Origin of the sequence: uncultured Thomasclavelia sp., assembly GCF_944324745.1 — a bacterium.
Lineage (GTDB): Bacteria > Bacillota_I > Bacilli_A > Erysipelotrichales > Coprobacillaceae > Thomasclavelia.
This window is the reverse complement of sequence record NZ_CALUXO010000030.1, coordinates 1-5,773: the sequence shown is the minus strand read 5'-3', so window position 1 is coordinate 5,773 and position 5,773 is coordinate 1. Positions and strand designations below refer to the sequence as shown.

Sequence of the window (5,773 nt, the reverse complement as noted above, 5' to 3'; positions counted from 1 at the left end):
ATATACCTGGTACAAATACCAGATTACAGATTAATATCGAAGCCCAAAATAGTATCTATAACGAATATGAAATCGTAACTAGAGGGGTAGCCTATACCAGTCAACAGATATCACAACAGTTTAAAACCGTAATCAAGGCAAATAAATATCAAAAGATGCAAAAAGTATATTCAATCTGGCTGCTACCACAAACACCGCTAAAAGAAGATGGAACAATTCGAAGATATGGGTTGCAGGAGGAAGTAGTATCCGGAAAACCACTAAATAATCAAGAAGCTTATGATAAAATCAAGATCGTAACGATCTATACTAGTAATAAACATGTAATAAGCAAAAAATATGAAGAAAATGATGAGCTATTAAGACCACTGATGTTATTATTTGGGATGAATGGGGCAAGTGCCAGGGAGATAATAAAAATACTGGAGAAGGAATATAATTTTAAAATGAGTACCGAACTAAAGGAAGGAATTGAAAATATGTGTAATTTAGCTCAGGGATTAATAATCGAAAATCGGATAGCTGGACGAGTTGAAGGTAAAACCGAAGAGAAATATAAGATACTGATAAATTTATTGGAACAGACAGATATATCATTAAAGAAGATAATGGAGATAGTAGGACTGGTAAAAAAAGAGGAAATCAACGAAATGATAAAACGCTTGCTTGATGATTTAAAATCAAAAGAAGGATATATCAATGGAAAACCAACTACTATAACAATTGATAGAATTATTAATGAAAAAAGAGGAATTAGTAATTAAAGTTCTTTCATCTTTATAAAATGGAGGAATAGAAAAGTCTGTTGATATAATAAATTTTATTCCTCCTTAATTTCTATATGAACTTGTAAAAAATAATTTTTTTATTTTTAAAAGTAATTAAATACTAGTCATTTAAAGTGCTACTTGTTTCAATTTCTAGTGTTTTGATACCTGTTTCAACATTAATAGTTTTATAAATAACATTTTCATTAAAACTATTATTGATATCTTTGAGTGAATCAATCAGCTTTTTATCTGGCTTTGATAATTGTCTTTCTATTAATGATATCGTATATGAGTTCAAAACAGTTTCGATATTAACATTGTGATATTGAGATTACAATAGTTTTGAGGGTTCTTACTGTCGGTATCATATTAGCTCTCTAGATAATTATCTAAATCACATTTTCTGTAACAGGAGTATAAAAAGGCAAGGACTATATTAATATCATCTAAAATGGTCGAAAGTCAAGAGATGCTATTTTTATTGTTGATCGTGGATATGAAAATTATAAGGGATTACAGCATTAGTGTTGAAATGAGAAAGAATACACCGGACATGATTTGTAATTCAAATGTTTAATTATTGGAAAAAATACGAGTTGTAAATCTAGGAGATTAGGATTAATGTTCTGATCTTTTTTTGTAAGCGTTGACAATAATATTATCGAGTGGTATACTTAAAATATATTGGTATAAATTATTTTGATAACAATGAAAAGAGGGTAGGTGAAAGGATATGAGATTTAATCTCAAAAAAGTTTTTGTAGCAACGGTCAGTAGTATAATGACTATTAGTACGATGACCGTTGGTATTTTGGCTAATCAATCTGATGATATTTTAATAAATGGGACTCATTCATCAGGTGATGTCATGTGGCAGGAAATGGATCAAAGCTATTTTCAAACTAGTAATGGTCAAAGTGATACCGATATTATTATTGATCCATCAGTGAAATATCAAAAATATAAGGGAATTGGTATTTCACTGGATGAAACAGGAGTTTCCAATCTTTGGAAACTTGATGAAACCCAGCGTGAAAAAGTAATCGAAAAATTAGTTAGTCCAACTAACGGAGCTGGATTAGATCATTTTAGAATTACTATTGGTAGTCCAGATTGTATTGAACATATTCCATTTTGGTCATATGATGATATGCCAGAAGGACAAGAGGATTGGAATTTGGAGCATTTTAGTATCAAAAAAGACATAGATGCTCATATCATTGATACAATTCATTTGATTCAAAAATACAATCCTGATGCTCAATTCTTTGCCTCTGCCTGGAGCGCACCAGGTTGGATGACAACAACAGGTACTTTTACGGGAAAATTAAGATATGATGAAGAAACTAATTCTTATATTAATGAATCAGCTTTAAGGGATGATTGTATCGAAGTTTTTGCACGTTATTATGCTAAGTTTATTAAAGCTTATGAAAATGAAGGGATAAAGATTAGTGCTATCACTGAATTAAATGAACCTAGTATGGATGTTATTTATCCATCTATGAGTATGTCTGTTGAACAACAACAGAAATTAGCAATTGAAATAAAAAAAGTATTTAAAGAAGAAAATATTGATACTGAATTATGGATGCACGACTTCAACTTCTGGGATTGGAAATATCCAGAAGCACCAGATAGTACTAGCTATAAAAATTATTATAATATTTTTAATGGTGAATTAGGTGATGAAACTCATGATGCGGCCGATGGGATTGGATTCCATCCATATTGGGGTGATGCTTCAGCAATGTTAGAAGCAAACTTGGAAACTGGAAAACCGGTATATTTAACTGAAGCCGGTGGTATGGATCCAGGAACAATTATGGATTATTTCCGCTTAAACTGCAGTTCTTATAATGGCTGGACGCAAATTACTGATCAAAATGGTGGAACTTTACATTGGGTCGAAGATAAATGGCGTTTATATGTTGATACTAATGATATCGAAACTTGGACTGAAATCGCTAATCAGCCAGGTGCTCATTGGAAGGGACGTTTAGTGACCGTAAATATTGAAAAAAACAGTGCTAGTTATAATAATAGTGTTTTATCAGGTTTAGGACATTTTGCTAAGTACTTAGAAGATGGTGATCAAAGAGTTTATTCATCTGACAGTCAAGATGGAATTACTAATGTGGTTTACAATGATGAAGATGGTAATTATGTAATGGTATTAAATAATACCGGTGCAACTCGTGATGTTGATATTCATCTAGCTGGTAAAACAGCTACTGTCGAAATAGAGAGCGGTTTTTCTACTTTGACTTGGACAATGCCAGAAACATCTGATGAAAATAATCATGCACCGCTTATCAATGATCTAGGTGTTCAAAATATCAGTCAGTTTGAAGCGCTAAATATTCAATTAAAGGCGCAAGATGAAGATGGCGATTCTTTAGTTTATTATGGTGTTGACATTCCAGCTGGGATGAAGATTGATCCAAATACCGGTATGATCAGCTGGGTACCTGGATCAGCTGGTGAATTTAATGTAGTAGTAGCAGTTACTGATGGTAAAACTAATACGCAGTTAACTTTTAAAGTTGTCGTGGCACCAGCTCCAGTACCATTACCTAATCGAATTGATACTAATATTACTAATATTACTGATGGAACGAGTGCTACTTATCAAATAAATGCTAAAGAAGCCGGAACTTACATGGTTGAAATGAATTATTCTACTAATAACATCTGGTCACTTTCTGGACAGAAGATTGCTCTGTCAATTGATGGCAATAAAGTAGATGAAAAGGCGTTAGCAATTACCTGGTCTGGTAATGGAGCAGTAATTATTCCGGTTGAATTAACTCAAGGAATTCATGAATTGAAATTAGATTTTTCAGCTGCTAATTATAATTTAAATTATATAAATATTTATCAAAAACCAGTTCTTGAAGTTCCAGATAAAATTGAGGCTGAAGATTACAGCAACAGCTATGGTGTCAATCATGAGCCATGTAATGGTCGTTATAATGTTTCTGAAACTAATACTAATGACTGGCTGGAATATGATATTCATGCAAAATATGGTGGAACTTATACGTTAGCTTTAAATTCAGCTTCTGAATCTGGAAATGCTCAAGCAGATATCTATATTGATGATGTTAAAGTTGGTAGTCTATCAGCGACGACAACTGGATCTTGGAGTGATTATCAGTTACAAGCAGCTAGTAATGAATTTGAATTAAGTAGCGGTAATCATAGATTAAAGATTATTTTTACGGATGTTAATAATGGAACTAATATTGATTATCTAGAATTTAATGGAGTAAATTTGGATATTCCTAGTGTTGATAAAACTGAATTAGAAAGTATAATTACTAAGGCCTCTTCTTTAGATTTATCACAATATATTACTCCAGGTAAAGATGAATTTACAACAGCGTTACAAACTGCCAAAGAAATTTTTGCTAAAGAAGATGCTACACAAGAGGAAGTTAATTCTGCTATTAATAATTTAAATAACGCGATGGCAAAATTAGTGAAGAAAGCTGATAAAACAGCTTTAAACAATGCAATTGCCACAGCTGAAGCAATTGATTTATCTTTATATCAAGAAGACGGACAAGAAGAATTTAAGTTGGCTTTAAATCAGGCTAAAGAAATTGCTGCTAATGAAGATGCTTTAGAAAGTGAAGTTATTAAGGCAACAGAAACATTATTGAATGCTCAAAATTCTTTAAAATTAAAAGAGCCAGAAATTCAAGAGCCAACTAATCCAGATGATCCAACGCTTCCAGAAGGGACAAAACCAGGCAATCCAAACAACCAAAATAATCAAACTGGTAATAGTACAAAACAACAGCCAAGTAAAACAACAGCTGTAAAGACTGGTGATGATTTGAGTGTTTGGGGATTATCAACGATGATGATCATGGCTTTAGGATCAATGTTAGTAATCAAGAAAAAAAGATAGCGATTAATTTTTAAAATAATTTAGCCAATATAGTTAAAAAAGAATAGATTGCAAACAGGTTTTTACTTGAAAGCAGATAAATAGAAATTGGGAAGGAATAAAATTTGTTGAACCAAAACATATTTTTTCCTTCCTTTTTATATGCCATTTTAAAGAATGAACCTTATTTTCTGTCATTGAAAAAGCAACCAAAGTATTTTTGGTAATAACAAAAAATCTCGAGCAAAACCCCATTTTTGATAAAAAAGACACAAAATTGAATAAGAATCTAACTATGTTTAGCTTTAAAAGCTATAGCACTGACATGATTAGTTCTTTTTGATTTTGTTTTGACATGACATTTACTGCAATATCTATGAGCAATCTTATCTAAAGTAACTTTTCAGCATCACCTTTTACATCCAAAATGTCTATCTAGTCATAATTATCAAAGAAGATATTTAAAAGTATATTTATTATCTTTTTACTATATCATGTATAATAAAAAGAATTAATGAATCAGTAGCAACAGATAAATCAAGATTCATCTGATATAAATAATATTGAGGGTAGTGATAAGCGACATTTTAATAAACAAAATTTATTTTGTCTCTTTTTATAAAACCAATAATTATTCTATCAGGTCATTTTTAATAAGTTTTAAAATTAATGATAATGATGATAAAGTTAAATTTCATTGGATAAAAGATTTCATAACAAAATCCATTCAAGTGAAAATGAGACAAATTTGAGATAAAAAATAATATTGTCTATGTTATAATATAGTTGCTTTAAAAATAACTTTGGCATATCAAACTATAAAAATTATCTAATAATGGAGCAATAAGATGAAAACTATAAATTCTAAAAGCCAATATGCCAAAGACATATCCCAAGATTTATTAACTGGTGATGACAACGATAATTACACAGCTACAATTATTAATCAGGCCATCATTAATAATGATTCAAAAAGCGTCAAACTCGATGAAACATGTAAAGTACTGCTTAGTGATGTTCAAATATTAGCTCATATTTTAAAATATGTCGTTGATGAATTAAATGATTTAACTATTGATGAAATCCAAGCCATTATTCCTTCTCA

General features: G+C 30.8%; 3 protein-coding genes. All 3 read left to right on the top strand.

Annotation, left to right across the window (positions count from 1 at the left end; translation table 11 throughout):
- A partial coding sequence (locus Q0K54_RS03240; RefSeq protein WP_294578418.1) for a hypothetical protein occupies window positions 1-764 on the top strand: 764 nt, incomplete at its 5' end.
- A gap of 739 nt (window positions 765-1,503) precedes the next feature.
- Window positions 1,504-4,689 carry a carbohydrate-binding protein gene (locus Q0K54_RS03235; RefSeq protein ID WP_294578417.1) on the top strand — a complete coding sequence of 1,062 codons (3,186 nt, stop codon included), beginning with the start codon at window positions 1,504-1,506 and terminating at the stop codon, window positions 4,687-4,689.
- Window positions 4,690-5,516: 827 nt separating this feature from the next.
- Window positions 5,517-5,773, top strand: a 257-nt coding sequence (locus tag Q0K54_RS03230) for a hypothetical protein (RefSeq protein WP_294578416.1), incomplete at its 3' end; no start/stop codon positions are given.